At 73.8% G+C, this 25,825-nt stretch carries 25 protein-coding genes; 20 read left to right on the plus strand and 5 right to left on the minus strand.

From position 1 onward, the window contains the following. From ACFWH7_RS06225 to ACFWH7_RS06255, 7 genes are all read left to right on the plus strand, one after another. On the plus strand, window positions 1-608 hold a 608-nt coding region (locus ACFWH7_RS06225), incomplete at its 5' end, for an HIT family protein (RefSeq protein ID WP_378215605.1). Next, window positions 608-1,270 carry a phosphatidylinositol phosphate synthase gene (gene pgsA, locus ACFWH7_RS06230; protein ID WP_378215606.1) on the plus strand — a complete coding sequence of 221 codons (663 nt, stop codon included), beginning with the start codon at window positions 608-610 and terminating at the stop codon, window positions 1,268-1,270. The genes ACFWH7_RS06225 and pgsA, both read left to right, overlap by 1 nt. Next, complete coding sequence (locus ACFWH7_RS06235) at window positions 1,270-2,244, plus strand: phosphatidylinositol mannoside acyltransferase (RefSeq protein ID WP_378215608.1); 975 nt, start codon at window positions 1,270-1,272, stop codon at window positions 2,242-2,244. Before pgsA ends, ACFWH7_RS06235 begins: the two co-directional genes overlap by 1 nt. 2 nt (window positions 2,245-2,246) lie before the next feature. Continuing rightward, window positions 2,247-3,452, plus strand: a complete 1,206-nt coding sequence (locus ACFWH7_RS06240) for a glycosyltransferase family 4 protein (protein WP_378215669.1) — start codon at window positions 2,247-2,249, stop codon at window positions 3,450-3,452. After that, window positions 3,449-4,099 carry a hypothetical protein gene (locus ACFWH7_RS06245; protein WP_378215610.1) on the plus strand — a complete coding sequence of 217 codons (651 nt, stop codon included), beginning with the start codon at window positions 3,449-3,451 and terminating at the stop codon, window positions 4,097-4,099. The genes ACFWH7_RS06240 and ACFWH7_RS06245 overlap by 4 nt, the downstream gene beginning before the upstream one ends. A 189-nt stretch (window positions 4,100-4,288) precedes the next feature. Beyond that, window positions 4,289-5,230 carry a pyridoxal 5'-phosphate synthase lyase subunit PdxS gene (pdxS, locus tag ACFWH7_RS06250; RefSeq protein WP_082379949.1) on the plus strand — a complete coding sequence of 314 codons (942 nt, stop codon included), beginning with the start codon at window positions 4,289-4,291 and terminating at the stop codon, window positions 5,228-5,230. Window positions 5,231-5,289: 59 nt separating this feature from the next. After that, window positions 5,290-5,865: an NUDIX hydrolase gene (locus ACFWH7_RS06255; protein WP_378215611.1), complete on the plus strand. Its 576-nt coding sequence runs from the start codon at window positions 5,290-5,292 to the stop codon at window positions 5,863-5,865. A 40-nt stretch (window positions 5,866-5,905) separates the two neighbouring features. Here ACFWH7_RS06255 and ACFWH7_RS06260 read toward each other — a convergent pair whose 3' ends face one another. After that, window positions 5,906-6,595, minus strand: a complete 690-nt coding sequence (locus ACFWH7_RS06260; protein WP_378215612.1) for a hypothetical protein — start codon at window positions 6,593-6,595, stop codon at window positions 5,906-5,908. Between the two features lie 64 nt (window positions 6,596-6,659). Here ACFWH7_RS06260 and pdxT point away from each other — a divergent pair, with 64 nt between their 5' ends. The 11 genes from pdxT to ACFWH7_RS06315 all read left to right on the plus strand — a co-directional run bounded on the left by pdxT (window position 6,660) and on the right by ACFWH7_RS06315 (window position 18,784). Continuing rightward, window positions 6,660-7,310 (plus strand): pyridoxal 5'-phosphate synthase glutaminase subunit PdxT, encoded by a 651-nt coding sequence (pdxT, locus tag ACFWH7_RS06265; protein ID WP_378215613.1) that lies wholly within the window; start codon window positions 6,660-6,662, stop codon window positions 7,308-7,310. A 6-nt stretch (window positions 7,311-7,316) separates the two neighbouring features. Continuing rightward, complete coding sequence (locus ACFWH7_RS06270) at window positions 7,317-8,078, plus strand: YebC/PmpR family DNA-binding transcriptional regulator (protein ID WP_378215614.1); 762 nt, start codon at window positions 7,317-7,319, stop codon at window positions 8,076-8,078. A 207-nt stretch (window positions 8,079-8,285) separates the two neighbouring features. Next, window positions 8,286-8,855, plus strand: a complete 570-nt coding sequence (gene ruvC, locus ACFWH7_RS06275) for a crossover junction endodeoxyribonuclease RuvC (protein ID WP_378215615.1) — start codon at window positions 8,286-8,288, stop codon at window positions 8,853-8,855. A 164-nt stretch (window positions 8,856-9,019) separates the two neighbouring features. Then, complete coding sequence (gene ruvA, locus ACFWH7_RS06280; protein ID WP_378215617.1) at window positions 9,020-9,658, plus strand: Holliday junction branch migration protein RuvA; 639 nt, start codon at window positions 9,020-9,022, stop codon at window positions 9,656-9,658. A gap of 26 nt (window positions 9,659-9,684) precedes the next feature. Further along, entirely contained in the window at window positions 9,685-10,737 is a 1,053-nt protein-coding gene (gene ruvB, locus ACFWH7_RS06285) for a Holliday junction branch migration DNA helicase RuvB (protein ID WP_378215670.1), read from the plus strand. Window positions 10,738-10,923: 186 nt separating this feature from the next. Next, window positions 10,924-11,376 (plus strand): preprotein translocase subunit YajC, encoded by a 453-nt coding sequence (gene yajC, locus ACFWH7_RS06290; protein WP_378215618.1) that lies wholly within the window; start codon window positions 10,924-10,926, stop codon window positions 11,374-11,376. An 81-nt stretch (window positions 11,377-11,457) separates the two neighbouring features. Further along, window positions 11,458-13,449, plus strand: coding sequence for a protein translocase subunit SecD (gene secD / locus ACFWH7_RS06295; RefSeq protein WP_378215620.1), 1,992 nt, complete (start codon window positions 11,458-11,460; stop codon window positions 13,447-13,449). Beyond that, window positions 13,449-14,567 carry a protein translocase subunit SecF gene (gene secF, locus ACFWH7_RS06300; protein ID WP_378215621.1) on the plus strand — a complete coding sequence of 373 codons (1,119 nt, stop codon included), beginning with the start codon at window positions 13,449-13,451 and terminating at the stop codon, window positions 14,565-14,567. Before secD ends, secF begins: the two co-directional genes overlap by 1 nt. Further along, window positions 14,564-15,169 (plus strand): adenine phosphoribosyltransferase, encoded by a 606-nt coding sequence (locus tag ACFWH7_RS06305; RefSeq protein ID WP_378215622.1) that lies wholly within the window; start codon window positions 14,564-14,566, stop codon window positions 15,167-15,169. The genes secF and ACFWH7_RS06305 overlap by 4 nt, the downstream gene beginning before the upstream one ends. Before the next feature lie 74 nt (window positions 15,170-15,243). After that, entirely contained in the window at window positions 15,244-17,586 is a 2,343-nt protein-coding gene (locus tag ACFWH7_RS06310) for a RelA/SpoT family protein (protein WP_378215623.1), read from the plus strand. A gap of 91 nt (window positions 17,587-17,677) precedes the next feature. After that, window positions 17,678-18,784: an ATP-dependent DNA ligase gene (locus ACFWH7_RS06315; RefSeq protein WP_378215624.1), complete on the plus strand. Its 1,107-nt coding sequence runs from the start codon at window positions 17,678-17,680 to the stop codon at window positions 18,782-18,784. 44 nt (window positions 18,785-18,828) lie between these two features. On the opposite strand, the gene ligD is transcribed toward ACFWH7_RS06315, so the two are convergent. From ligD to ACFWH7_RS06335, 4 genes are all read right to left on the minus strand, one after another. Next, window positions 18,829-19,905 (minus strand): non-homologous end-joining DNA ligase, encoded by a 1,077-nt coding sequence (ligD, locus tag ACFWH7_RS06320; RefSeq protein WP_378215625.1) that lies wholly within the window; start codon window positions 19,903-19,905, stop codon window positions 18,829-18,831. Between the two features lie 10 nt (window positions 19,906-19,915). After that, window positions 19,916-20,542, minus strand: coding sequence for a hypothetical protein (locus ACFWH7_RS06325; RefSeq protein WP_378215626.1), 627 nt, complete (start codon window positions 20,540-20,542; stop codon window positions 19,916-19,918). Between the two features lie 107 nt (window positions 20,543-20,649). Next, window positions 20,650-22,608, minus strand: a complete 1,959-nt coding sequence (locus ACFWH7_RS06330; RefSeq protein WP_378215627.1) for a DUF349 domain-containing protein — start codon at window positions 22,606-22,608, stop codon at window positions 20,650-20,652. Further along, complete coding sequence (locus ACFWH7_RS06335) at window positions 22,605-23,363, minus strand: peptidylprolyl isomerase (protein ID WP_378215628.1); 759 nt, start codon at window positions 23,361-23,363, stop codon at window positions 22,605-22,607. The genes ACFWH7_RS06330 and ACFWH7_RS06335 overlap by 4 nt, the downstream gene beginning before the upstream one ends. 211 nt (window positions 23,364-23,574) lie before the next feature. Between ACFWH7_RS06335 and ACFWH7_RS06340 the strand changes: the two genes are divergently transcribed. Then, window positions 23,575-24,360 (plus strand): MBL fold metallo-hydrolase, encoded by a 786-nt coding sequence (locus ACFWH7_RS06340; protein WP_378215629.1) that lies wholly within the window; start codon window positions 23,575-23,577, stop codon window positions 24,358-24,360. 74 nt (window positions 24,361-24,434) lie between these two features. After that, window positions 24,435-25,823 carry a histidine--tRNA ligase gene (gene hisS / locus ACFWH7_RS06345; protein WP_378215630.1) on the plus strand — a complete coding sequence of 463 codons (1,389 nt, stop codon included), beginning with the start codon at window positions 24,435-24,437 and terminating at the stop codon, window positions 25,821-25,823. The last annotated feature ends 2 nt before the right edge of the window (window positions 25,824-25,825 follow it).

Below are 25,825 nucleotides of genomic sequence, written 5' to 3' on the forward strand. Positions count from 1 at the left end.
ACGCGGCCGCGCCGGGCGGCGACCCCGACCACAGGCCGGCCGTCGAGCTCCCGGACGCCCATCCGCGGTTCGACGACGGCCTCGACCGGCTCTGGACGCCGCACCGGATGGTGTACATCGGCGGCCAGGACAAGCCCGCCGACGACTCGCGCGGTCAGTGCCCGTTCTGCCGCATCCCGGACCGGTCGGACGAGGACGGCCTGATCGTCGCGCGCGGCGAGACCGCGTACGTCGTGCTCAACCTCTACCCGTACAACCCGGGCCACCTCATGGTCGTGCCCTACCGCCACGTGTCCGACTACACGGACCTCACGGAGGCGGAGACGGTCGAGGTCGCGCACCTCACGCAGACCGCGATGCGCGTCGTGCGCGCCGTGTCGGCGCCGGACGGGTTCAACCTCGGCATGAACCAGGGCGCGGTCGCCGGGGCCGGCATCGCCGCCCACCTGCACCAGCACGTCGTGCCGCGCTGGTCGGGCGACGCGAACTTCCTGCCGATCGTCGCGCAGACCAAGGCCGTGCCCGAGCTCCTCGCGGACACGCGGGCGCGGCTCGCCGCGGCGTGGCCGTCCGCCCGACCCGACGTCCCCGCGGAGGGAACCGCCTGATGTTCGGCCGTCTGCGCGCGCTCACCACGCGCCTGTTCACCCCGCTCGCCGCGCTGCTGCTCCGCCTCGGCGTGAGCCCGGACGCGGTGACGGTCGCCGGTACCCTCGGCGTCGTCGTCGGCGCCCTGTGGCTCTTCCCGACGGGCCACCTGTTCGCCGGGGTCATGGTCGTCATGGTCTGCGCCTTCGCCGACGTGCTCGACGGCGTCATGGCGCGCCGCGCCGGCCGGTCCGGCCCGTGGGGCGCGTTCCTCGACTCGACGCTCGACCGGCTCGCCGACGCCGCCGTGTTCGTGGGTCTCACGCTGTGGTTCGTGCGCGCCGACGACCCGCGCCTGACGCCGGACCTCGCCGCCTGGGGGACCGGCGTCGCGCTCGCGTGCCTCGCGCTCGGCGCGGTCGTGCCCTACGCGCGCGCCCGGGCCGAGAGCGTCGGCATGACCGCGCAGGTCGGGATCGCCGAGCGCGCCGACCGGCTCGTCGCCGCGCTCGTCGCCGCCGGGATCGTGGGGCTGGGGGTGCCGCCCGTCGTGCTCGTCGTCGTCCTGGGGGTGCTCGCCCTCGCGAGCGCGGTCACGGTCGTGCAGCGCGTGGCCACCGTGCGCCGCCAGGCGCTCGCGCTCGTGGCCACGCACCCCGAGGAGAAGGAGGACGGTCGCTGATGGCCCTCGACGCCGGCAAGGCGTTCACGTTCGCCTGGCGCAACGCGCGCAAGGTCCCCCAACCGGTCCTGCGCGGGTTGTTCAGCGCGATCGCCGACGTGACGTGGCTCCTGCACGGCGGGGGAGTGCGCCAGCTCGAGCGCAACCTCGCGCGCGTGCGTCCCGACCTCTCCCCGCGCGCCCTGCGACGCCTGTCGCGCGCCGGGATGCGCTCCTACATGCGCTACTACCGCGAGGCCTTCACGCTGCCCGCCTGGACCCCCGAGCGCGTCCGAGCCCGGGTGCGGGTCGTCGGGCTCGACAACCTCGCGCGCCACCTCGACGGCGACCGGAGCCCGGTGCTCGCGCTGTCGCACCAGGGCAACTGGGACCTCGCCGGTGCGTACGCGACGCCGAACATCGCGCCCGTGCTCACCGTCGCGGAGCGGCTGAAGCCTGACGAGGTGTTCGAGGAGTTCCTCGCGTTCCGGAACTCGATCGGCCTGGAGATCCTCGCGCTCGGCGACGGCGACGTCTTCCGCGACCTCGTCCGCGGCGCGAGCCGGCCGGGCAAGATCATCCCGCTGCTCGCCGACCGCGACCTCACCCACCGCGGCGTGGAGGTCGACCTGTTCGGCCACCGCGCCCGCGTCGCGGCGGGGCCCGCGGCGCTCGCCGTGAGCACCGGGACGCCGCTGGTCCCGGCCGGGATCTACTACGAGCGGCTGCGGGGCGCACGACGCCGCGCGGCGGGCTCGCCGTGGGGCCTCGTCATCCGCTTCTTCCCCCGCGTGGAGATCGCGCAGGACGTCCCGCGCTCCGAGCAGGTCGCGCGGGCGACCCAGGGCTGGGTGGACGCGCTGAGCGTCGCGATCCGCGAGCGCCCCGAGGACTGGCACATGCTCCAGAAGGTGTTCGTCGACGACCTCGACCCCGCGCGCTACGCCCGGACCCGGGCCGCCGCGGGCGAGCCGGGCGCGGAGCGTGCCGTATGAGCCTGCGCGTGGGCATCGTGTGCCCCTACTCCTTCGACGCCCCGGGCGGGGTCCAGTTCCACGTGCGCGACCTGGCCGAGGCGCTCATGGCCCAGGGCCACGAGGTCTCCGTCCTCGCCCCGGCCGACGACGACACGCCCGTGCCGGACTATCTGACGCCCGCCGGGGGCGCGGTCCCGGTCCGGTACAACGGCTCGGTCGCGCGCGTGACGTTCGGTCCGCGCACCGCAGGCCGGGTCCGGCGCTGGCTCGAGGCGGGCCGGTTCGACGTGCTCCACATCCACGAGCCCGTGAACCCGTCGCTGAGCATGGTCGCGCTGTGGATCGCCCAGGGCCCGATCGTCGGGACGTTCCACACCTCGATCGTGCGCTCGCGCGCGCTCCAGGTCGCGTACCCGCTCGTCCGGCAGAGCCTGGAGAAGATCGACGCCCGCATCGCCGTCTCGGAGGACGCGCGGCGCACGCTCGTCGACCACCTCGGTGGGGACGCCGTCGTCATCCCCAACGGGGTGTACGTCGACACGTTCGAGTCCGCGCCCGCGAACCCCGCGTGGCAGGGCACGCCCTACGCGCCGACCATCGGCTTCCTCGGCCGCCTGGACGAGCCGCGCAAGGGCTTGCCGGTGCTCGCCGCGGCGATCCCGGCGATCCTCGCGAAGGTCCCCGGCGCACGGTTCCTCGTCGCGGGCCGCGGCGACGACGGCCGCGAGGCCGCGATCGAGGCGCTGGGGGAGCACGCCGCGTCGGTCGAGTTCCTCGGCGGCGTGAGCGACGAGGACAAGGCGAGCATGCTCGCGTCCGTCGACCTCTACATCGCGCCGCAGACCGGGGGCGAGAGCTTCGGCATCGTGCTCGTCGAGGCGATGAGCGCCGGCGCGTGCGTGGTCGCGAGCGACCTCGGCGCGTTCCGGCGTGTGCTCGACGACGGCGCGGCCGGGGCGCTGTTCGCGGTGGGCGACCCGGACGCGCTCGCCGCCGCCGTGCTCGACGTGCTCGCCGACCCGACGCGGCGCGACGCCTACCGGGCCCGGGCGAGCGAGTTCGTCCGCCGCTTCGACTGGTCCGCCGTGACCGCCCAGGTGCTCGCCGTCTACGAGACCGTGCTCGCGGCGTCCGAGGCGGTCATCCCGGTCCACGAGGACCCGCGCTCGCGCCGGGGCGGACGCCTCCTGGGCCGAGCGCGTGACGACGAGGGAGGCCGCCCGTGACCTGGTCCGAGATCACCGTCCTCGTCCTCGTGGTCGCGGCGCTGGTGGCGTGGCTCCTGTGGGTCGCCGCGTCGCGGCTCGACCGGCTGCACCGCAAGGTGATGGCCTCGCGCCTGGCGCTCGACGCGCAGCTCGTGCGCCGCGCGTCGGCCGCCGTCGACCTGGCGGCCTCCGGCGAGCTCGACCCGGCCAGCTCGATCCTCGTCGCCGAGGCGGCGCACGCCGTCCTCGACGACGACGACGACACGAGCCGGCTCGCCGACCAGGTGCCCGGTCTCGCAGGGGCCGAGGGGCCGCGCCCCCGGCGGCTCCTCGGCGGCATGGCCGAGTCGCGCGCCCTCGCCGAGAGCGACCTCACGGCCACGCTCCGCTCGGCCCTCGAGGACGCCGACGACATCGCCGAGCTGCGGTCCGGGTCCGCCGGCGACGAGCTGCTCGGCTCGCTCTCCGCCGCCTGGTACCGCGCGCAGCTCGCGCGCCGGTTCCACAACGAGGCCGTCGCCCAGGCGCAGCGCGTGCGGCGCAAGTGGTGGGTGCGGCTGTTCCACCTCGCCGGGCACGCGCCGATGCCCGCGACGGTCGAGCTCGACGACGCCGCGCCTGACGTCCTCGTGCGCCCCGCCGCGTCGGCGGGCACGCCGGACTGACGCTCTGCGGGCCGCCGGCGGCGCTCTGCGCGCGGGCTCGGGGCAGGCTCGGGGCCGGGGTCGGGTGGACGCCCCGGCGATAGGATGGGAGCGCGTGGGAGCATGTGCCGTCGAGCCTGTTCGACGGCGTCCCGTGCGCGTGCGCGCGACGTTCCCCTGACCTGAAGGTGTGAGGTACCGGTGACCAACGTGGCCGACCAGAACGTCCCTGCCGAGAGCGCCCCGGGCGCCGCGACCGCGGAGGGCGCCGGCGCCGTCGGCACCGCCAAGGTCAAGCGCGGGATGGCCGAGATGCTCAAGGGCGGCGTCATCATGGACGTCGTCACGCCCGAGCAGGCGAAGATCGCCGAGGACGCCGGCGCGGTCGCGGTCATGGCCCTCGAGCGCGTGCCCGCGGACATCCGCGCCCAGGGCGGCGTCTCGCGCATGTCCGACCCCGACATGATCGACGGGATCATCGAGGCCGTCTCGATCCCCGTGATGGCGAAGGCCCGCATCGGCCACTTCGTCGAGGCGCAGGTGCTCCAGTCGCTCGGCGTGGACTACGTCGACGAGTCCGAGGTGCTCACGCCGGCCGACTACGCCAACCACATCGACAAGTGGCAGTTCACCGTCCCGTTCGTGTGCGGGGCGACCAACCTCGGCGAGGCGCTGCGCCGCATCACCGAGGGCGCAGCGATGATCCGCTCGAAGGGCGAGGCCGGCACGGGCGACGTCTCCAACGCCACGACGCACATGCGCACCATCCGCGCCGAGATCCGCCGCCTCACCTCGCTCCCGGAGGACGAGCTGTTCGTCGCGGCCAAGGAGCTCCAGGCGCCGTACGAGCTCGTCAAGGAGATCGCCGCGACGGGCAAGCTTCCCGTCGTCATGTTCACCGCCGGCGGCATCGCGACGCCGGCCGACGCCGCGATGATGATGCAGCTCGGTGCCGAGGGCGTGTTCGTCGGCTCGGGCATCTTCAAGTCCGGCAACCCGGAGCAGCGCGCCGCCGCGATCGTCAAGGCGACGACGTTCTACGACGACCCCGACGTGATCGCGAAGGTCTCGCGCGGCCTGGGCGAGGCGATGGTCGGCATCAACGTCGACGACATCCCCGTACCGCACCGCCTCGCTGAGCGCGGCTGGTGACAGAGCGTCCCTCGGCACAGCCGTCCGTCGTCGTGCCGGCGACGGACGGCTGAGCCGTCGTGACCGAGGCCGCCGGAGCGCCGTCGTCCCTGGGCCCCGACTGGGTCCTCGGGGACGACGGTCTCTACTTCCGCCGGGGCGCGCGCGTCCTGCTCCTGGACGACGCCGACCGGATCCTCCTCGCCCGCGGGCACGACGTCGACCAGCCCGACCGCTCGTGGTGGTTCACCATCGGCGGTGGCGTCGACCCCGGTGAGAGCGACCGTGACGCCGCGCTGCGCGAGGTCCGCGAGGAGACCGGGATCCGGCTCGACCCGGGCGCGCTCGTCGGGCCGGTCTACACGCGCAGCGCGATCTTCGACTTCTACCGCCAGCACTGCCGCCAGGACGAGGTGCTCTTCCTCGCGCGCGTCGACGACGCCGCAGGCGGTCGCGGGGACGCCGCCGCCCTGAGCAGGGACGGGTGGACCGACGTCGAGCTCGACGTCGTCGACGAGATGCGCTGGTGGTCGCTCGACGACCTGCGCGGTGTCGAGATCGAGGTCTTCCCCGAGGGACTGCCCGACCTGGTCGCGCCGCTGCTCGCGGGATGGGACGGCGTGACGCACCACCTGGGGATCGCGCGCGAGGACTGAGCCGGCGCGGCTCGTCCTGCGCGGACGGGCGCGGCCGCGCCTACGGCCGGCGGGCGACGACGCGCCACACGATCCCGCCGACGAGGAGCCCCAGCCCGAGGATCACCCCGCCGATCGCGACGAACCACAGCAGGATCGTGCCGCCGACGGTCGCGAAGAACTCGCCGAACCTCCACCCCTCCGTGACGACGAACGTCGCCCCGGGCGAGGCGTCGCCCTGCGCGACGGTCACCGTGCAGGTCTGGGCCGACGCCGAGGTCACCTCGGCCACGGTCGTCGCCTCGTGCGAGCCGAAGCCGGAGCTCCCCGAGACGGACGGCGCGCGTACCTCGAGGTCGCCGTCCGGGCACGAGACGGTGACGTCGCCCGTCTCGAAGCCCTCGGCGCCGATCGGCACGACCGCCCACACGCTGTACGGCTGGCCGTCCGACAGCGTGACGTCCGCCTCGCCCGGGACGTCGCCGGAGGCGAGGGCGGCCGAGCCGGGGGCGCCGGTCCCGTCGACCACGCCCGTGGGCAGCGCCCGCACGAAGGTCGTGACACCGAGGACGCCCGCGACGAGCGCGACCACGAGCAGGACCGCGCCGACCACGATCAGGACCGTCGCGCCGCGCGTGCTCCGCGGCGGACGGGGCGGGAGGCCGGGGTACGGGGTCGAGGGCCCGGGGTACCCGGACGGCGGCCGCGCGGGGTAGGACGGTGTGGGTCCGGTGCCGGGCGGAGTGGTCACGACGGCGAGGCTAGCAACAGCCCGGGACAAGCCGCGGGCGCAGACGGACGTATCATTCCCGTTCGTGACGATCACGATCGGAGTCCTGGCCCTGCAGGGCGACGTGCGCGAGCATCGCGCCGCGCTCGAGGCGGCGGGTGCCCGCACGGTCGGCGTACGGCGTCCCGAGGAGCTCGCCGCGGTCGACGGGCTGGTGCTCCCCGGGGGCGAGTCGACCACCATCGACAAGCTCCTGCGCATCTTCGAGCTCGACGAGCCGCTGCGCGCCCGCATCGCCGAGGGCCTGCCGGTCTACGGCTCGTGCGCCGGCATGATCCTGCTGGCCGACCGCATCCTCGGCGGTACCGCGGACCAGCGGACCCTCGGCGGGCTCGACGTGACGGTCCGGCGCAACGCGTTCGGCCGGCAGGTCGACTCGTTCGAGACCGACCTCGCGTTCGCCGGCCTGGCCGCGCAGGACGGCGGTCGCACCGGGGCCGAGAGGGCGGGCGCCGTGCACGCGGTGTTCATCCGCGCGCCGTGGGTCGAGGAGGTCGGACCGGGGGTCGAGGTGCTCGCACGCATTCCCGACCACGAGGCGCCCGGCATCCCCGCGGCCGCCGCCGGTAGGATCGTCGCAGTCCAGCAGGGATCGCTGCTCGCCACCTCGTTCCACCCGGAGATCTCCGGGGACGCGCGCGTGCACGAGCTGTTCGTCAGAATCGCGAAGGGGTAGGAACGCATGTCAGGGCATTCCAAGTGGGCCACGACCAAGCACAAGAAGGCGGCCATCGACGCCAAGCGCGGCAAGCTCTTCGCGAAGCTCATCAAGAACATCGAGGTCGCGGCGCGCACGGGCGGCGGTGATCCCGCGGGCAACCCGACGCTGTTCGACGCCATCCAGAAGGCGAAGAAGTCGTCGGTCCCCAACGACAACATCGACCGCGCCGTCAAGCGCGGGTCCGGCACGGGTGCCGACGCCGTCGACTACCAGACGATCATGTACGAGGGCTACGGCCCCAACGGCATCGCGGTCCTCGTCGAGTGCCTCACCGACAACAAGAACCGGGCGGCCTCCGAGGTCCGCCTCGCGTTCAGCCGCAACGGCGGCAACCTCGCCGACCCGGGCTCGGTGTCGTACCTCTTCTCGCGCAAGGGCCTCGTCGTCGTGCCGAAGGCGGACGGCGTGACCGAGGACGACGTCATGCTCGCCGCGCTCGAGGCGGGCGCCGAGGAGGTCACCGACTCCGGCGAGGTCATCGAGGTGCTGTCCGAGGCGAGCGACCTCGTCGCCGTGCGCACCGCGATCCAGGAGGCGGGCCTCGAGTACGACTCCGCCGACTCGATCTGGCACCCGTCGATGGAGGTCGAGGTCGACGCCGACGGGGCGCGCAAGATCCTGCGCCTCATCGACGCGCTCGAGGACAGCGACGACGTGCAGAACGTCTACGCGAACTTCGACGCGTCGGACGAGGTCATGGCGGAGCTCGAGAACGACGACTGATCCGGCGCAGCTCGCGTCCGGGTGGTCGGGTCGCGGTGCGGCCGGGAGGTCGGTGCGCGGTCTACCATCCGCGGCGCTCGTGCCTCGCGCCGCTCCCGCCAGGCCCGCCACGACCGCGCACCGACCTCCCGGCCCCACCGCTGGCTGGTCCGTCGCCGGCCCGCGTGGCACGGCCGGTCCGTGCCGTTCACGTGAAAGGGTCGGGGGGTGCGCGTTCTCGGAGTGGATCCTGGTCTGACCCGGTGCGGTGTCGGGGTGGTGGACTCCGCGCGGGGGCGGCGGGCCGAGCTCGTGGCCGTCGGCGTGATCCGGACGGACCCGGAGCTGAGCGTGGACCTGCGGCTGCTGCGGGTCGCGGAGCGGCTCGACGCGTGGCTCGACGAGCACGTGCCCGACGTCGTCGCGGTCGAGCGGGTGTTCGCGCAGCACAACGTCGGGACGGTCATGGGCACCGCGCAGGCCGCGGGGATCGCGATGGTCGGGGCGGCGAAGCGGGGCGTCCCCGTCGCGCTGCACACGCCGTCCGAGGTCAAGGCCGCGGTCACCGGGAGCGGGCGCGCGGGCAAGGAGCAGGTCCAGCGCATGGTCGCGAGCATCCTGGGCCTCGCCGAGCCGCCGAGGCCCGCCGACGCCGCCGACGCGCTCGCGCTCGCCATCTGCCACCTGTGGCGCCCGTCGGGTGCGCTCCAGGGCGGCGAGCGGAACGAGCTGACCCCGGCGCAGCGCGCCTGGGCCGCAGCGGAGCACGCGGCGAAGGGCCGGCGGGCACCGCGCTGACGGCCCCCCGTGTCGGTCGACCGGGGCGTGGGCGCACCTTGCTAGAGTGACCGCGGTCGTACGGGTGTTCGACGCACTGCTCGGACGTGTCGTCCGACACCGGTCGCCGGGCCTGGCGGACCATCGGACCAGGTCGGCTGCTGCCGACCAGGAGAGGAGCCTGGGTGATCGCGTCGCTGAGCGGAGTCGTGGCGAGCGTCCAGCTCGACCGCACCGTGCTCGAGGTCGGGGGAGTGGGTTACCTCGTGCACGCCACGCCGGCCACGCTCGCGGGCCTGCGCGTCGGGGAGGACGCCCGGCTCGCGACGAGCCTCGTGGTCCGCGAGGACTCGTTCACCCTCTACGGGTTCGCCGACGACGACGAGCGGATCGTCTTCGAGACCGTCCAGACCGTCAGTGGCGTCGGGCCGCGGCTCGCGCTCGCGATGCTCGCCGTGCACACGCCTGACGCGTTGCGCCGCGCCGTGGCCGGCGCCGACATCGCGGCCCTCGTGCGCGTCCCCGGCATCGGGAACAAGGGCGCGCAGCGGATCGCGCTCGAGCTGGGCGACAAGCTCGGGCCGCCCACCGGTGCCGACGCGCCCGAGGCCGGCGCGAGCGCCGTCGGGACCGGGCCGCGTCAGGTCGACGACCGACGCGACCAGGTGGTCGAGGCGCTCGTGGGCCTCGGCTGGAACCTCAAGGCCGCGGACGACGCCGTCTCCACCGTGCTCGCCGAGGCGGGCGTCGACGTCGTCGAGGCGCCCGACGTGGCCGGCGCGCTGCGCGCCGCGCTGCGCGTCCTCGGCGGACCGAGGGGCTGACCGTGGCGAACTTCGACCAGGTGGGCGTGGACGGGTTCTCTGGGGACGGGACGTTCTCGTCCGAGCGCATCGTCGCGGCCGGCGCGGACGACCTGGAGCGGGCCGCCGAGGCGGCGCTGCGCCCCCGACGGCTCGAGGAGTTCGTCGGGCAGGCCGTGGTGCGCGACCAGCTCTCCCTCGTGCTCCAGGCCGCGCTCGCGCGGGGGAGCTCACCCGACCACGTGCTCCTGTCGGGGCCCCCCGGGCTGGGCAAGACGACGCTCGCCATGATCATCGCGGCCGAGCTCGGCACGTCGCTGCGCGTGACGTCCGGCCCGGCGATCCAGCACGCGGGAGACCTCGCCGCCGTCCTGTCCTCGCTCGAGGAGGGCGAGGTGCTGTTCATCGACGAGATCCACCGCCTCGCCCGCCCGGCGGAGGAGCTCCTCTACATGGCCATGGAGGACTTCCGGGTCGACGTCGTCGTGGGCAAGGGAGCGGGGGCGAGCGCGATCCCGCTCTCGCTGCCGCCCTTCACGGCGGTCGGTGCCACGACGCGCGCCGGCCTCCTGCCCGCCCCGCTGCGCGACCGGTTCGGGTTCACGGGGCACCTCGACTTCTACTCGAGCGAGGAGCTCGAGCGCGTGCTCTCCCGGTCCGCGGGGCTGCTCGGCGTGACGCTCGACCCGGACGCCGCGCGCGAGATCGCCGGCCGCTCGCGCGGCACGCCGCGCATCGCCAACCGCCTGCTGCGGCGCGTGCGCGACTGGGCCCAGGTCCGCGGCGACGGGAGCATGGACCTCGCCGCCGCGCGTGCGGCGCTCGAGGTGTACGAGGTCGACCCGATCGGTCTGGACCGGCTCGACCGCGCGGTCCTCACCGCGCTGTGCACGCGGTTCAACGGCGGGCCGGTCGGGCTGACGACGCTCGCCGTGACGGTGGGCGAGGAAGCCGAGACGGTCGAGACGGTCGCCGAGCCGTACCTCGTGCGCGAGGGGCTGATCGGGCGGACGCCCCGCGGACGCGTCGCGACGCCGGCCGCGTGGGCCCACCTGGGCCTCACCCCGCCGCGCGAGGGCGGCACCCTGTTCGACGCCTGAGGGGCGCGGGCGGCGACGGTCTGCGCACGTCCTCGTGACGGCGGTCACAGGCGCTCCGAACGTGGTCCTAGAATGGTCGGGACCCGAGCGGGCGGAACTCCGCGGCGAGACGGCTCGTTGGTGAACCGTGCGCGCACGCCTAGACTGCGCGCAGATCCCGCACAGAACAGGACACGAGACTCCGTCATGGATATCAGCTTCATCCTCATCCTCGCCCTCGCGGCGGGTGCGATGTTCCTCATGACCAGCCGCACCCGCAAGCAGCAGCGCGAGGCCCAGAACTTCCGGGCGAACCTCGCCCCCGGGCAGGAGGTGATGACGGGCTCGGGCATGTTCGGCACGATCGTCGACGTCGACGAGGAGGCCGACGTCGTCACCATCGAGTCGACGCCGGGCAACCAGTCCCGGTGGCTGCGCGCCGCGATCGCGAAGCTCGTCGAGCCCCCGGTCGAGGAGACCGAGGAGACGGCGGACGACGCACCCGAGGACGCGGCCGAGTACGGCACCGCAGGTGCCGACACCGGGACCACGAAGGGCGACGTCGACGACCTCGTCGTGCCCGACGACCTCTCCGGTCTGACCGACGACCGGTCCGAGAAGGACCGCGGACGCCGGGACGACGGCACCGACATCAAGTGACCCTATGCCGGTCGCTGCCGCGCCCGGCCTGACGCGGTGGGCCGCGAGGCCCACCGCACACGCACGAGAAGAGACGGACAGTTGGCCACCAGCAGCACACGAGCGAGGCCCGTACGGACCCTCGTCACCCTGGGAATCCTCATCGTCGTCCTCTTCGGGTCCCTCTTCGCGGGCACGAAGCTCGACCCGAAGACCGAGGACAACCCGGGCGGGGCGAGCCTGACCCCGGGCCTCGCGCTCGATCTCGAGGGTGGCACGCAGATCATCCTGCAGCCGGTCACCACCGACGGCTCGCAGCCGACGGCCGAGGACATCAACCAGGCGATCAACGTCATCCGCCAGCGCATCGACGCGCAGGGCGTGTCCGAGGCGGAGATCACGAGCCAGGGACAGAACAACATCGTCGTCGGGATCCCCGGGCAGCCGTCCCAGGAGACGATCGACCTCGTCAGCACCTCCGCACAGATGCGGTTCCGGCCGGTGCTCACGGTGGGCATGCCGACCGCGACCCCGGCCGACGAGGCGACCGACGCGGCTGCGGGCGACGACGTCGCGGCCGAGGAGGCGCCCGACGCGACGGAGTCCGCCGACGCCACCGAGGGCGCGGACGCGACCTCCGAGGAGTCGGGAGACCCGGCCGCCGACGAGGCGACGGACGCTCCGGCGGACGACGCCACGACCGAGCCAGCCGAGGAGGCGACGCGTCCGGAGAACCCGAGCGACCTTGCCCAGATCACGCCCGAGCTGCAGGAGCAGTTCGACGCGCTCGACTGCACGCTCCCGGAGAACCTCGTCGGCGGAGACAGCGGTCCGACCGACAGTGCGTTCGTCGCGTGTGCCGACGACGGCTCGGCCAAGTACATCCTCGGCCCGGTCGAGGTCGAGGGCACGGACATCTCCAACGCGAACTCGGGTCTGCGCGTCGGACAGAACGGCGTCGTCACCAACGAGTGGGTCGTCAACATCGAGTTCGACTCCGCTGGCACGCAGGAGTTCCGCGAGGTCACGACGCGTCTCACGTCGCTGCCGTCCCCGCAGAACCAGTTCGCGATGGTGCTCGACGGGCTCGTCATCTCTGCGCCCGTCTCGCAGGTCGTCATCCCCGACGGCAAGGCAGAGATCTCGGGCAACTTCACGCGCGACAGCGCCGCGACGCTCGCCAACCAGCTCAACTTCGGTTCGCTGCCCCTCACGTTCGAGGTGCAGAGCCAGGAGCAGATCTCCGCGACGCTCGGGTCCGAGCAGCTCGAGAAGGGCCTCCTCGCCGGCGCGATCGGCATGCTCCTGGTCGTCATCTACTCGCTCTTCCAGTACCGGACGCTGGGGCTCGTGACCGTCGCGTCGCTCGGCATCGCGGCCATCATCACGTTCGGCGTCATCTCGGTCCTGTCGTGGACGATCGGGTACCGGCTGTCGCTCGCCGGCGTCGCGGGGCTCATCGTCGCGATCGGTATCACCGCGGACTCGTTCATCGTGTACTTCGAACGCATCCGCGACGAGCTGCGCGACGGCCGGACGCTGAACTCGGCGGTCGAGAAGGGCTGGCAGCGTGCGCGCCGCACGATCCTCGCCTCGGACGCCGTGAACTTCGTCGCCGCGATCGTCCTGTACTACCTGGCGGTCGGTGGCGTGCGAGGGTTCGCCTTCACGCTCGGTCTGACGACGCTCGTCGACCTCGTCGTGGTGTTCCTCTTCACGCACCCGCTGATGCAGCTGCTCGCCAGGACGAAGTTCTTCGCGAACGGGCACCCGGCCTCGGGGCTCGATCCTCGGCGCCTGGGCGTGCGGGCCGCACGCTACGCGGGCCGTGGTCGCGTCGTCGGCGCGACCGCCACGGAGTCCGTGCCGGAGACCGCAGCGGATCCCGAGGACGCGCCGGTGACGGACGCCCCGGAGCCCACGCGCGCGGCGCCGGTACGGGAGACCGTCGGCGCCGGCGTGGGCCGCGCCGACGGGCCGCGCATGACCATCGCCGAACGCCGGGCTGCCGAGCGGCGTGCCGCCGCGGCGCCCGGCGACGAGGGGTCTCCCGCCGCTGAAGCGACGGGCGACGAGAACGAGGAGAAGCACTGATGGCCAGCGGTTTCGCCCAGTGGGGCAACGACCTGTACACGGGCCGCCGGTCCTACGCCATCGTCGCGAAGCGACGGGTCTACTTCCTGGTGGCGGTCGTCCTGGTCGTCCTCTCGCTCGGGGTCATCGGCATCCGGATGGCGGGTGACGGCCTCAACCTCGGGATCGAGTTCCGTGGCGGGTCCGAGTTCACGGTCTCCGGCGTGTCGGACACGTCGCAGCAGCCGGCGCTCGACGCCGTCGCAGCGGTCGCGCCCGAGGAGGTGCCGCGCGTCACCTCGGTGGGCTCGAGCACGGTCCGGGTCCAGACCGCCCAGCTCAGCAACGAGCAGGTCGAGCAGGTCGCCACCGAGCTCGCTGACGCCTACGGCGTGGCGACGGGCGAGGTGACGAGCTCCTACATCGGCCCGACCTGGGGCAAGGACGTCTCGCAGAAGGCCGTCGTCGGTCTCGTCGTCTTCCTGCTCCTCGTCAGCCTGGTCATGACGATCTACTTCCGGAACTGGCGCATGGCGCTCGCCGCGGTGATCGCGCTGTTCCACGACCTGGTCGTCACGGTCGGCATCTACGCGCTGATCGGGTGGGAGATCACCCCGGCGACCGTGATCGGGCTCCTGACGATCCTCGCGTACTCGATCTACGACACGGTCGTGGTGTTCGACAAGGTGCGGGAGAACACGACGGGCATCCTCGACCAGACGCGCAGCACGTACGCCGAGCGGGCGAACCTGGCGATCAACCAGACGCTGGTGCGCTCGATCAACACCTCGGTCGTCGCGCTCCTCCCGGTCGCGGGCATCCTCTTCATCGGTGCGTTCCTCCTCGGCGCGGGCACGCTGCGCGACATCGCGCTCGCGCTGTTCGTCGGCATGGGCGTGGGCGCGTACTCGTCGGTCTACCTCGCGACGCCGCTCGAGGTCACCCTGCGCGAGCGCGAGAAGCCGATCCGGGACCACACCGCGAAGGTGCTCGCGCTGCGTGCCGAGCGCGTCGAGACGGCGGGCGACGACGAGGACGCCGCGCTCGCGGCGGCCGGCGTCGGGGCGGGTCAGCGCCAGCTCCAGCCGGGGGAGCACCTGGGCAACAAGGCGCAGCCGCGCCGCCGTCGGCCACGATGACCGACGCGCACCACCCGCCGACCGGCGAGGTGGACGGCCTGCGGGCCGTCGGCCTCGCCGGTCTCGGCGCGCAGCGGGCCTCCCGCGTGCTCGAGCTCGTCCGCGCCGTGCCCGACTACCCGGGGCCCGGCATCACGTTCCGCGACATCACCGGTCTCCTCGCCGACGGCGAGGCCTTCGGTCACGTCGTCGAGGCGCTCGGCGACGTCGCGCGCGCGGCGGGCGGGATCGACCTCGTCGCGGGCATGGAGGCGCGCGGGTTCCTCATCGGCGCGCCGCTCGCGACGCACCTGGGCGTCGGCTTCGTGCCGCTGCGCAAGGCGGGCAAGCTGCCGCCGCCCACCGACGCCGTGACGTACGACCTCGAGTACGGCACCGCGACCATCGAGCTGCGCTCGGGAACACTGCCGACCGGTGCGCGTGTTCTCGTGGTGGACGACGTGCTCGCGACCGGGGGCACGGCGGCCGCGGGCGCCGAGCTCGTCGAGCGCGGGGGAGGCGTCGTCGTCGGCCTCGCGTTCCTCATGGAGCTCGAGGGCCTGGGCGGCCGTGAGCGGCTCGCGGGCCGCGACGTGACCACGCTGGTCCACGTCGAGTCGTAGGATTGCCACTCCGGTCGTCTCGGCTGGTCGTCGGCGCGGTGTCGGCGACCGCCGCCCTGCGGAAGGAGGCGCGCATGAGCGAGAACACCCGGACCTCGCGCGCCCCGGAGAAGCCGGGGTCGCAGCCTGGCCCCGGGCCGGGCGGTTCCGGCGGGCGCGGGGTGCGGTCGCGCCTCGTGCGCTTCGGCGCCCGGCCGAACGCCGGCAGCCCCGCGCTCGAGCCGGTTCTCCAGGCCGTCCGCACCAACCACCCCCGGACCGACCTCACGGTCATCGAGCGCGCCTACGAGACGGCGGAGCGCGCGCACCGCGGGCAGCTGCGCAAGAGCGGCGACCCGTACATCACGCACCCGGTCGCCGTCGCGACGATCCTCGCCGAGCTCGGCTTCGACGGGTCGACGCTCGCCGCCGCGCTGCTGCACGACACGGTCGAGGACACCGACTACTCGCTCGCGCAGCTCACCGAGGAGTACGGCGAGGAGATCGCCATGCTCGTCGACGGCGTGACCAAGCTCGACAAGGTGACGTACGGGGACGCCGCGCAGGCCGAGACCGTGCGCAAGATGGTCGTCGCGATGGCCCGCGACATCCGCGTGCTCGTCATCAAGCTCGCCGACCGGTTGCACAACGCGCGCACCTGGAAGTACGTCTCGTCGTCGTCGGCGGGTCGCAAGGCGCGCGAGACGCTCGAGATCTACGCGCCGCTCGCGCACCGCCTCGGCATGAACACGATCAAGTGGGAGCTCGAGGACCTCTCGTTCCAGGCCCTGTACCCCAAGGTCTACGACGAGATCGTGCACCTCGTGGCCGAGCGGGCACCCGCGCGCGAGGAGTACCTCGCGGTCGTGCGCGAGCAGGTCACGGCCGACCTGCGCAGCGCGAAGATCAAGGCGACGGTGACCGGGCGGCCCAAGCACTACTACTCGATCTACCAGAAGATGATCGTGCGTGGGCACGACTTCGCGGAGATCTACGACCTCGTCGGTGCGCGCGTCCTCGTGGACAGCGTCCGGGACTGCTACGCGGCGCTCGGCGCGCTGCACGCGCGGTGGAACCCCGTGCCCGGGCGGTTCAAGGACTACATCGCGATGCCGAAGTTCAACATGTACCAGTCGCTGCACACGACGGTCATCGGGCCCGGCGGCAAGCCCGTCGAGATCCAGATCCGCACGCACGAGATGCACCGGCGCGCGGAGTACGGCGTCGCGGCGCACTGGAAGTACAAGGAGACCGCGAGGTCGGGCGGGAAGACCGCGAAGGACGACACCGCGGCGAGTGACATGCGCTGGCTGCGCCAGCTCGTCGACTGGCAGCGCGAGACGGCGGACCCCGCGGAGTTCCTCGACTCGTTGCGGTTCGAGATCGGCGGCGCGGAGGTCTACGTCTTCACGCCCAAGGGCGACGTCATGGCGCTGCCCGCGGGCTCGACCCCGGTCGACTTCGCCTACGCCGTGCACACCGAGGTCGGGCACCGGACCATGGGCGCGCGCGTCAACGGGCGCCTCGTGCCGCTCGACTCGACGCTGGAGAACGGCGACTCGGTCGACGTCCTCACCTCGAAGTCCGAGAACGCGGGACCGAGCCGCGACTGGCTCGCGTTCGTCAAGAGCCCCCGCGCCCGCAACAAGATCCGGCAGTGGTTCTCCAAGGAGCGCCGCGAGGAGGCCGTCGAGCACGGCAAGGATGCGATCGCCAAGGCGATGCGCAAGCAGAACCTTCCGATCCAGCGCCTGTTGTCGCACGAGTCGCTCGTCGCGCTCGCCAACGAGCTCCGCTTCGCCGACGTCACGGCGCTGTACGCCGCGATCGGCGAGGGTCAGGTGTCGGCGGCGAACGTCGTCTCCAAGCTCGTCCAGGCGATGGGCGGCGAGGAGGGCACGGTCGAGGACGTCGCGGAGACGGCGCGCCCCGGGCACACCGCGCGGCGCGTGCGCACGGGCGACCCGGGCGTCATGGTCAAGGGCGTCGACGACATCTGGGTCAAGCTCGCCAAGTGCTGCACTCCCGTCCCCGGCGACGAGATCATCGGCTTCATCACGCGCGGCCAGGGCGTGAGCGTCCACCGAGCGGACTGCGGCAACGTCGTCGGGCTGCGCAGCCAGCCCGAGCGCATCGTCGACGTCTCGTGGACGACGGGGAGCAACGCGATGTTCCTCGTGCAGATCCAGGTCGAGGCGCTCGACCGCGCGCGCCTGCTGTCCGACGTCACGCGCGTCCTGTCGGACAACCACGTGAACATCCTCTCGGCCACCGTGTCGACGTCGAACGACCGCGTCGCGCTGTCCCGCTTCGTCTTCGAGATGGCCGAGCCGGCGCACCTCGCCCAGGTGCTGAGCGCGGTCCGCAAGGTCGACGGCGTGTTCGACGTCTACCGCATCACCGGGACGAAGGCCGCCGAGGCGCAGCTCCCGGCCTGAGCCGTCGCGCACGCGCGCCGGGGCGACAGCGGGTCGGTGCCGCCGGACGTGTCGTCGTGCCGCGCGCAGCGGCCGGTGGCAGCATCGGCACATGGACCTGCCCGTCATGCCCCCCGTGCTGCCCATGCTCGCGAAGTCCGTGCCCGACGTGCCCGAGCCGGACGCCGTGGACGGCGGGTACGTGTACGAGCCCAAGTGGGACGGGTTCCGCGCGATCGTGTACCGCGACGGCGACGAGGTGCGCCTCGACAGCCGCAACGCGCGGCCGATGGAGCGCTACTTCCCGGAGGTCGTCGACGCGGTGCGCGCGGCAATCCCACCCCGGTGCGTGGTCGACGGCGAGATCGTCGTCGCCCGGGACGGGCGCCTGGAGTTCGAGGTGCTGCAGCAGCGGATCCACCCCGCGGCCTCGCGGGTCCGCCTGCTCGCCGAGCAGACGCCCGCCGCGCTCGTCGTGTTCGACGTGCTCGCGCTGGGCGACGACGACCTCACGGGCGAGCCGCTCGCTCACCGTCAGGAGGTGCTGGACTCGCTCGGCCTCGACGGTCCCGCCGTGCACGCCACCCCGCGCACCCGGGACGTCGCCGTCGCGCGGGAGTGGTTCGACACCTTCGAGGGCGCGGGCCTCGACGGCGTCGTCGCCAAGCCGCTCGCCGGGGCGTACCAGCCGAACAAGCGCGCGATGCTCAAGATCAAGCACGGGCGCGAGGCGGACGTCGTGCTCGCGGGGTACCGGCTGCACAAGACGTCGACACCAGCGAAGCCGCTGCTCGGCTCGCTCCTGCTCGGGCTGTACGACGACGCGGGGGAGCTCCAGTTCGTCGGCGTGGCGGCCTCGTTCCCCGCGGCGCGGCGCGCGGCGCTCGTGACCGAGCTCGCGCCGCTGGTCGTCGAGCCGGGCACGCCGGAGGCCGACGCGCACCCGTGGTCCGGGTGGGAGAACCCCGCGGGCGATCGGATGCCGGGTGCGGTGTCACGCTGGAGCTCGGGCAAGGACCTCTCCTTCACGCCGCTCCGCGTCGAGCGCGTCCTCGAGGTCGCCTACGACCACATGGAGGGCACGCGGTTCCGGCACACGGCGCAGTTCCGGCGCTGGCGCGACGACCGCGACCCGTCGTCGTGCACCTACGACCAGCTCGAGGAGCCGGTGCGCTACGACCTGACCGACATCCTGCCGGGCGCTCCCGGCGTCGTCTGACGCGCGGGGCGCGCTGCGGCCGGGCGCCGCGCGGACGCCCGCCGCTAGGCGCGGGGCCGGTCGCGGTCCTTGCTCGGCTGCACCCGCTTGGGTTCGCCCGGCATCTTCGGGTACTCCGGGGGATAGGGCAGGTCGCCGAGCCCGTGCTCGGCCTCGTCGCGCCGGGACAGCTCCAGCGCGGGCTCGAGCGACGCGCCCGGGTCGTCACGGTCGGCGCGCAGCGGGGCGAAGAGGTCGCCGACCTCGGCGAAGCGCGCGGGCATCGACAGCACGTCGAAGTCGTCCGGGTGGACGTCACCGAGCTCCTCCCAGCGCAGGGGAGCGGACACCGTCGCCCGCTGGTTGGAGCGGATCGAGTACGCCGACGCGATGGTGCGGTCGCGCGCCATCTGGTTGTAGTCGACGAAGATCTTGGCGCCGCGCTCCTCCTTCCACCACTTGGTGGTGACCTGCTCGGGGAGGCGGCGCTCGAGCTCGCGGCCGATCGCGATCGTCGCGCGGCGTGCCGCGACGAAGTCCCACTCGGGCGCGATCGGCACGAAGACGTGGATGCCGCGCCCGCCCGACGTCTTCGGGTACCCGGGGAGGCCCAGCTCGTCGAGCACCTCGCGCAGGAGCGGCGCGACGCGCACGGCGTCGTCGAAGTCGGTCCCGGGCTGGGGGTCGAGGTCGATGCGGAGCTGGTCCACTGCCTCGACGTCCTCGCCTCGCACGGGCCACGGGTGGAACGTCAGGGTCCCCAGGTTCGCGGCCCACGCGACGACGGCGAGCTCGGTCGGGCACACCTCGTCGGCGGTCCGCCCGCTCGGGAAGGCGATGCGTGCGGTGCGCACGTAGTCGGGCGCGCCCTTGGGGATGCGCTTCTGGTAGAACGCGTCGCCGGTGTTGTCGGTGCGCGTGCTCATCCGTGCCCCCTCGAACACGCCCTTGGGCCAGCGTTCGAGCGTGGTCGGGCGGTCGACCAGGGCGCCGAGGATCCCGTCCCCGACACTGAGGAAGTACTGCACGACGTCGAGCTTGGTCACCCCGCGCGCGGGGAAGACGACGCGGTCCGGGCTCGTGACGCGCACGGTCCGGCCACGGACGTCGAGCTCCACGGGAGGTGTCGTGGCTGCGGCCATGCCGACCAACCTAGACCGGGTCGTCCTCCCCGGCGAGCAGGAGCGCGAGGGTGCGCCGCGTCCGCGGCCGCTCGGCCCACCGGTGGCGCAGCTCGAGCGACCGGGCCGCGAGCCGGGGATCGAGCCCGCACACGTCCCGCAGCCGGCGGAGGGTCCTCAGTGCCTCGTCGGGCTCGCACCGCGTCGCGACGTCGAGGGCGGTCCGCACGACCGACGTCACCAGCACTCCCGCGACCAGGGTCCGGTCGTCGCGCAGCACGTGCGACTGGCGCGGCGCCCGGCCCGCGAGTGGTGCGGGACGGTGCCGACCGGGCGGGTACACGACGTCGAGCGAGCGGGGCGCCGGCGATCCGCACAGCACCCAGGCCGCGGCGCTCCCGGCGAGGACCGTTCCCTCCGGGACCAGGTCACGGACGGCGAGCGCACGGAGGGTCGGCGTGTCAGGGACGAGCGCGGGCGCGGCGACGTCACCCCAGAGGCGGCGCAGCGCTCCTGACCGCACGAGGACCTGGAAGGCGGCGTGCCCGCCGACGTCCGTCGGCACGACGAGAAGTCCCACGTCCGTGACGCGGGGCGCGAGGAGCCGCCTCAGTGCCGCGACGGGTGCGGGTGAGGCAGTGCGGGGGGCGGGCAGCATGCGCACACCGTGCCGCATCGGCCCGGGTACGCGGAAGGGGCCGGCGCTCGCCTGTGGACGAGTGCCGGCCCCTCCGGGCCCTGCGCAGATGCTGACGGACGGCGGCGTCAGCCGCGCGAGTCCTCCGCCGCGCGCACGACCTGCTCGAGCCAGGCACGACGCGCGGTCAGCGCGGTCTCGAGGTCCTTGACCGCGCGCGCGTCGCCGCGGCCCTGTGCGGCCGCGAGGTCCGCCTCGAGCCCCTCGATCGCGGACTCGAGCTGCGCCGCGGCGCCCTCGGCGCGCGCCCGCGTCTCGGGGTTGGTCCGCGTCCACTGCGCCTGCTCGGCGTCGCGGACGGCGTTCTCGACGGCGCGCAGGCGGCCCTCGACGCGCTGGAGGTCGCCGCGCGGCACGCGGCCGGCCTCCTCCCAGCGCTCCTGGAGGTCGCGCAGCGCGGCCTTCGCCGCACCGAGGTCCTTGACCGGGACGAGCTTCTCCGCCTCGGTCAGCAGCGCCTCCTTGACCTCGAGGTTCGCGGCGTACTCGGCGTCGGTCGCCGAGTTCACCGCGTCACGGGCCTGGAAGAACGTGTCCTGCGCGGCGCGGAACCGGGCCCACAGCGCGTCGTCGTCCTTGCGGCTCGCGCGACCGGCGGCCTTCCACCGCGCCATGAGGTCGCGGTACGCGCCCGCCGTCGGACCCCAGTCGGTGCTGGACGACAGCGCCTCGGCCTCGGCGACGAGCTTCTCCTTGGCCGCCTTCGCGGAGGCGTTGCGCTGCTCGAGCTCGGCGAAGTAGTGCCGGCGCTCGCGGTCGAACGCGGTCCGTGCGTGGCTGAACCGCTTCCAGAGCGCCTCCTCGCTCGCCCGGTCGATGCGCGGTCCGGAGCGCTGCGCCTCCTTCCAGCGGTCGAGCAGGCCGCGCAGATCCTCGCCGGCGGGCCGCCACTGCATGCGGCTCGGGTCAGTCGCGGCGATCTTCTCGGCCGCCTCGATGATCTCGGTCCGGGCCTCGAGAGCGGCCGCCTTGGCGGCGGCGCGCTCCGCCTCGAGCTGGCCGCGGCGCTCGGCCGCGGCACCGCGCAGCGACTCGACCTGCGCGCGCAGGCCGTCGAGGTCGCCGACCGCGGACGGCTCGGCGGTCTCCTCGGTGAGCCGGGCGATCGTCTGGTCGATCTCCTTGACCGACAGGTCGGTGCTCGTCAGGCGCGCCTCGAAGAGCGCGACCTTCGCCTGGAGGTCGAGGTAGCGCCGCACGTACAGCGCGAGCGCCTCCTCGGCGTCGACCCCGGGGAACTGACCCACGGAGCGCTCGCCCGCGCTCTCACGGACGTAGACGGTGCCGTCCTCGTCGACGCGACCGAACTCGGCCGCGGCCTTCGCGGCCGCCGAGTCGTCGGCGAGCGCCGGGACCGCGGGCACCTCGGGCACGGCCGCCGGAGCGGCCGGGGCGCCCGCTGCCGCCGGAGCGGGCTTGCGCGGCGGGTGGGGCACGGCGGACGGCTTGGGGCGGGGGCCCGGTCGCGGAGCGGCGGGCTTCGGCGCTGCCGCGGCCTCGGTCCCGGCGGCGGCCACGGTCTCGGGGGCAGCCTGAGTCTCGACGACGGCCTCTTCGACGACGGCCTCTTCGACGACGGTCTCCTCGGCGACGGCCTGCTCGGCGACCGCTTCGGTCTCGGCGACGGCCGTGGGTGCCGGGTCCTCGGTCGCAGGCGTCTCGGAGTCCTGCGCCGCGGCGGTCGATGCGTCCGTCGGCTCGGCCGGCGCGACGTCGGTCACCGGCTCGCTCACGGGCTCGGAGGCGCCCGGGGTGGTCTCCTCCGCGCTCGTCGCGGTGTCCGTCGGCGTCTCGTCCGTCGCCTGCTCGGCCGGGGCGTCGGGCTGCTGCTCGGCGGCGGGCTCGTCCGCGGGCTGCTCTGCGGCGGGCGCCGGGGTCTCGGTCGCGTCGGCTGCCTCGGCGGCCGCGTCGGTGGCGGCGGGGGCGTCCGTGGGCTCCACGTCTGTCGCGTCGACCCGTGCGGTCTCGCTCGCCTCCGCGGGCTCCGGTGCCGGCGTGCTCGCCTGGTCCTGGGCGGGATCGCTCACTGGGTCTCAACTCCTTCGATGGTGACCGGGGTGGCGGGGGACCCGTCGCCGGATCCGTCCTGCGTCCCCGCGTCAGCGACTGCCTGGACGACGTCCAGGCCGGACGTGATGGTGCCGAACACCGTGTAGCCACCCGCCGCGTCGGACGGGATGGTCGAGTCCTCGTAGACGAGGAAGAACTGGGAGCCCATCGACTCGGCGTTCCCGCCCTGGCGCGCCATGGCGACGGTCCCCGCGGGGTACACGTCGTCGGACGGGGGGTTCTCGATGGGACCGAACGAGTAGCCCGGGCCGCCGGTTCCCGTGCCGGTCGGGTCGCCGCACTGGAGCACGTAGATTCCCGACGTGGTGAGGCGGTGGCACGACGTGCCGTCGAAGTACCCGGCCTCTGCGAGGGACACGAAGCTCGCGACGGCCTGCGGCGCGGCAGCGCCGTCGAGCGTGAGCGTGAGGTCGCCGGCGCTCGTGGTGAGCGTCGAGGTCCAGTCGCGCCCCTCGGCCGCCGACGCGGGAGGCAGCGTGTGCTCGCCGGAGGCAGAGGGCACTGTCCCGTCGTCGTCGCCGCCCGCGTCGGTCCCCGGCGCCTGGGTCGCGGAGAGAGCCCACCACACGGCGACGCCGATGACCACGAGCGCTGCGACGACGCCGACGATCGACCAGGTCCGCTGGCGCTTCGCGCGGAGCTGGGCCACGTGACGATCCCACTTCTCCTCACGACGGCGCGCCTGCTCGCGCTCGCGACTCTTCGTCGACACCCCAGCTCCTTCGTCCGGCGCCGTCGTGGCGCGCACGGTCGACCCCGGTGCGGCCGCGGTCGGTAGGGGACAGTCTAGGCACCGAGCGCCCTGGTGGCGGGTGGATTTGCCGTGCGCAGGTCACGGTCCGGTATCGACCGACCGGGTGCTGCGCAGGTCCCGAGCCCGCGGACGGCGACCCGGTGACGCCCCGCGGGCTACCCTCGGGCGCGTGGACCGACCCCCCGGCGCGACGCCGCCGCCCCCGCCCGACGACGCGTCGGGCGCCCCCGCGGTGACGCTGCACGTCGTCGTCGCGCCCGTCTTCGGGACCAGCTGCACGGTGGTGAGCGCCCTGGGCGGCGACTGCGTGGTCGTCGACGCGGGCGCGGGGGTCGCGGAGGCCGTCGTCGCGCACGTGGCCTCGGCCGGCCTCGTGCCGCGGGCCGTGCTGGCGACGCACGGGCACGTGGACCACACCTGGGACGCGGCGGTGCTCGCGGACCGGTTCGACGTGCCCGTCGTCCTGCACGTCGCGGACGCGTACCGCCTCGCCGACCCGTTCGGCAGCCTCGAGCACGGCTCGCGCACCGGAGACCAGGGCGAGCGCTCGCTCGTCTCCGGTCCGCTCGGCGCGGCGCTCGCCGCGGCCGGAGCCCGTCCGGGGGACTACCGCGAGCCCGCACGCGTGGAGACGTTCGACCTCGCCGCGGGCGAGGAGCGGGAGCTGCGCTGGGGCGACCTCGTGCTGCGCGCGGTCGGTGCACCGGGCCACACCGAGGGGTCGACCCTCTACCTCGTGGGCGAGCCGGGAGCTGGGGTCGTGCTCAGCGGTGACGTCCTCTTCGCGGGGTCCGTCGGTCGCGCCGACCTGCCGGGCGGGGACGGCGCGACGATGGCACGCACGCTGCGCGACGTCGTCGGGCGCCTCGACCCCTCGTGGGACGTGCTGCCGGGCCACGGACCCGCGACCACCGTCGCGCGCGAGCTCGCGACCAACCCGTTCCTCGCGGGCTGACACGCCCCGTCCGCGCGCGTCCGTCGGGCGGGACGATGCGGACGACGGTGCCCGTGTCTGGGAAGATCTGACCCATGGCCAGGCCCACACCCCTCTCCGGTTTCCCCGAATGGCTCCCCGACGGTCGGATCGTCGAGCAGCACGTCCTCGACACCCTGCGCCGGGTGTTCGAGCTGCACGGGTTCGGCGGGATCGAGACGCGCGCGGTCGAGCCGCTGGACCAGCTCCTGCGCAAGGGCGAGACCTCCAAGGAGGTGTACGTCCTGCGCCGCCTCCAGGAGGAGGCCGGCGAGGCGGAGGGCGCGAGCAAGGGCGACAAGCAGCTCGGCCTGCACTTCGACCTCACCGTCCCGTTCGCGCGCTACGTGCTCGAGAACGCCGGGCACCTCGCCTTCCCCTTCAAGCGCTACCAGATCCAGAAGGTGTGGCGTGGCGAGCGTCCCCAGGACGGGCGCTTCCGGGAGTTCACCCAGGCGGACATCGACGTCGTCGGCGCGGGCGAGCTGCCCTACCACTACGAGGTCGAGCTGCCGCTCGTCACGGCGGAGGCGCTCGGCGCGCTGCGCGACATCGGTGTGCCCGAGGTCCGCGTCCTGGTCAACAACCGCCGCGTCGCCGAGGGCTTCTACCGCGGCCTGGGGATCGACGCCGTGGACGAGGTGCTGCGCCAGATCGACAAGCTCGACAAGATCGGCCCCGAGAAGGTGGCGGCGCTCCTCGTCTCGGAGGCGGGCACCACGACCGAGCAGGCCGAGGCCTGCCTCTCCCTCGCCGCGATCAGCGGGAGCGACACGGACGTCGTCGACCGTGTGCGGGCTCTCGCGGCCCAGCACGGCGTGGAGAGCGACCTGCTCGAGACCGGGCTCGGCGAGCTCGGTGCGCTGATCGAGGCCGCGAGCGTCCGGGCCCCGGGCGTCGTCGTCGCCGACCTCAAGATCGCGCGCGGCCTCGACTACTACACGGGCTCGGTGTACGAGACCGTGCTCGTGGGCCACGAGCAGCTCGGGTCGATCTGCTCGGGCGGCCGGTACGACACGCTCGCGTCCGACGGCGCGAACACCTACCCCGGCGTCGGCCTGTCGATCGGCGTGTCCCGCCTCGTCTCGCGCCTGCTGTCCGCGGGCCTGGTCCGGGCGACGCGCTCCGTGCCGAGCGCCGTCGTCGTCGCGGTGACGAGCGAGGAGACGCGCGGTGCGTCCGACGCCGTCGCAGCCGCCCTGCGGTCACGAGGCGTCCCGGTCGAGGTCGCGCCGGCCGCCGCCAAGTTCGGCAAGCAGATCCGCTACGCCGACCGGCGCGGGATCCCGTTCGTCTGGTTCCCGGGGCGTCTCGAGGAGGACGGGACACGCTCGCCGGACCAGGTGAAGGACATCCGCTCGGGCGAGCAGGTGGACGCCGACCCCGCGACGTGGGAGCCGCCCGCCGAGGACCGTCTCCCGCGCGTGGTGCCGGCGGCCGGCTGACC

This window comes from Cellulosimicrobium cellulans (genome assembly GCF_042723955.1).
GTDB lineage: Bacteria > Actinomycetota > Actinomycetes > Actinomycetales > Cellulomonadaceae > Cellulosimicrobium > Cellulosimicrobium cellulans_H.